A 1,669-nucleotide genomic window follows, 5' to 3' on the forward strand; every position below is an offset into this window, starting at 1 on the left:
GTGGGGTGTGGGGCAAGAGAGTTTTGTTAGCGCAGCGGGACGAAGTCCGTTTTGAGGAATGAGTTTTGAGTTAAAACTCCCCCTTGTCTCCCTTGTCTCCCTTGTCCCCCTTGTCCCCCTTGTGGGGAGTGGGGAATAGAAGGAAGATTAGCAATTAGCCATTAGTCATTAGCCATTAACCATTTTACCAATCCCCACTTGTCGGTTTAATTACTGTAACAGCATAGTGATATGGGGAAAGATATTGTTGTGCCAAGTGCATCAAGTCTAATGGCTGCCATCGCTGAATTTGCTGGGGATAAGTGACGGCAACTTCAGCCGTAGCAATTGTATTGTAGTATCCGTACAAACCTGCTATCTGACTGGCTGCTTCTGTGGAAAAAATATAGTCATTAGAGAGCGAACGTTGACAGCGACGAAGTTCTGTTGATGATACTGGTGTTTGGTATAATTTTAGGAGGCTATCGCAAATTAATTCTTCAACTTGTTCTAGGTGTTGTGGCTCCAAGCAGGCGCTAATTGTAAATAAACTTGAATCGCGCTGGAGGGAGAAACTACCGCCAATACTCTGAACTAATTGTAGTTCTTCTCGCAATTGACGCACCAATCTAGATGAGCGTCCATCTGCGAGGATAACAGAGAGTAAATCCAAACCGTAAGCGTCTGAAAGTTGTTCTACTCCCGGACTAATCCAAGCAATCAATAAGCGTGCTTGCTCAATTCGAGGCAAGTATACTTCTTGACGGCGAATTTCGGTAATTGGTGGTTCGGCATCAGAATTAATCTGGGGGCAATTACCCGGGTGAGGGAAGTTTTGAAATGACTCCTGTACTAAATTTAAAGCAGATTCTTGGTCAATGGCACCGACTATTACCACAGTCATATTTTCTGGCTGATAGTGGGTGGCGTGGAAACTGCGCATTTGCTCTGGAGTTAGCGCCATCAGTTGCTCTTGGCTTCCCAGAATCGAGTGCCCGTAAGGGTGACGCTGGTATACGTTTTCCGAGAGTGCTTGAAATCCGAGCCAGTCAGGGTTGTCGTAGCAACCACGAATTTCTTCTAAAACTACATCCCTCTCCCGCAGAAATTCGTCGTCGGGGATAGCAGGATGGAGGAGCAAGTCAGCCAAGAGTGGTAGGCTGTCTTTTAAGTATTGAGGTGCTGTGGTAATAAAAAAGTGAGCATAGTCATGACTGGTTGCTGCATTAGCGTATCCGCCACGAGTTTCAATAGCCCAGTCAAATATACCTGGTTTCTGTGTGGCGCTTCCTTTGAAAATCATGTGTTCGAGGAAATGAGCCATACCAGTCCATCCGGCTGGTTCAAGACTAGCGCCTGCTTTCACCCAAATATCTGCTACTACTACTGGTGTTGCTGGTAGATATTGGTGAATAACAGTCAACCCATTGGGTAATTTGAAGATATCAGCGGGAAATTTTACAGCGGTTAGCGGCTCAGATAACACAAACTTTAGTCCGTCACTTTAATTAGTTTAATCGTAGCGCTTAACTGACAGGACGGGAATTTCTCGATCGGAACTCCTTTTCCCTCTAGGTTTATGCTAATTTCGTAAAAACTTTTGTATTTTAGGCATCTTGCCTAGATTAAATACTTACACAGGCGAGACGCCTGTTCTACAAACTCTGACCCCTAGCCCCTAGCCCCTATC

Annotated in this window: 1 protein-coding gene; it reads right to left on the reverse strand. The window is 45.3% G+C overall.

Annotated elements, in window-relative coordinates:
• Window positions 1-184: 184 nt before the first annotated feature.
• Window positions 185-1,465 (reverse strand): M16 family metallopeptidase, encoded by a 1,281-nt coding sequence (locus tag NJ959_RS29165; protein ID WP_254015257.1) that lies wholly within the window; start codon window positions 1,463-1,465, stop codon window positions 185-187.
• Window positions 1,466-1,669: the final 204 nt, after the last annotated feature.

The organism is Limnofasciculus baicalensis BBK-W-15 (assembly GCF_024178385.1).
In the GTDB taxonomy this organism is placed as follows: domain Bacteria; phylum Cyanobacteriota; class Cyanobacteriia; order Cyanobacteriales; family Coleofasciculaceae; genus Limnofasciculus; species Limnofasciculus baicalensis.